The sequence below is a fragment of the Candidatus Paracaedibacter symbiosus genome, assembly GCF_000757605.1.
Taxonomy (GTDB): Bacteria; Pseudomonadota; Alphaproteobacteria; order Paracaedibacterales; family Paracaedibacteraceae; genus Paracaedibacter_A; species Paracaedibacter_A symbiosus.
The window spans coordinates 2,156-3,173 of record NZ_JQAK01000044.1; the positions used below are offsets into that span (position 1 = coordinate 2,156).

1 protein-coding gene is annotated in these 1,018 nt (G+C 59.1%); it reads left to right on the forward strand.

Annotated elements, in window-relative coordinates:
- Positions 1–1,018 (forward strand): DEAD/DEAH box helicase (locus IG80_RS0112150; protein ID WP_198027415.1); only part of this gene is annotated, 1,018 nt, incomplete at both ends.

The following is a 1,018-nucleotide window of genomic DNA, read 5'->3' on the forward strand; positions in this document are numbered from 1 at the left end:
GACCTGGCTGGGTGTGCACAGGAATCCCCCCAATGCCGTGCGCCAGGCACTGCAGGCCTATCTGAATGCCGTACAGGCGATGGGAGCGGGCACAGGCGTGCGGGCGGTCAGGCACCGGAAAACGGCTCGCGAGGCCATGACAAGGGCATATCAAGCCGTTCCCTGCTGGGTCCTGCCGCATTGGCGCGTCTCCGAGACCCTGCCGGCAGAAATAGGTCTGTTCGATCTGGTCGTGATCGACGAGGCATCGCAGTCCGATATCTGGGCGCTGCCGGCCTTGCTCCGCGGCAAGAAGCTCCTTGTGGTCGGCGATCACAAGCAGGTCTCGCCGTCGGCTGTCGGCACTGCAGAGGAAAAGATCAAGGAGCTGATCAGCCGCTTCCTCGGCAACCAGCCGTTCGGATCGGAGATGACACCGGATAAGTCGATCTACGACTTGGCTCGCGTGGTCTTTGCCGGCAACCAGATCATGCTCAAGGAACATTTCCGATGTGTTCCGGCCATCATTGAGTTCTCGAATCGCGTGTTCTATCAGGGCGATATCCGGCCGCTTCGAGTGCCAAAGGCGAATGAGCGCCTCGATCCGCCCCTGATCGATGTTTTCGTGAAAGGTGGCTATCGAAAAGGGGACGTTAACCCGGCTGAAGCAAAAGCCATCGTCGACGAGATCAAGTCGATCATTGAGGATGTGGCTTATGAAGGCAGGAGTATCGGTGTCGTCACCCTGCTCGGGAACGCGCAGGCTGCCCGCATCCACGAACTCGTCAGTGAGGAGATATCACCGGTAGATATCGTGGGAAGAAAGATCGCGATTGGTCCGCCACCAGTTTTTCAGGGTCGTGAGCGAGACATCATGTTGGTCTCTATGGTCTCTGCGCCAGGGGACAGGGCAGTGGCGAACCGAGCGGACATGCACCAGCGATTCAACGTGGCGCTCTCCCGTGCCCGGGATCGGATGTACCTGTTTCGTTCACTGTCCGAAACAGAAGTGAGCGCCGATACGCTGACAGGCAAGGTC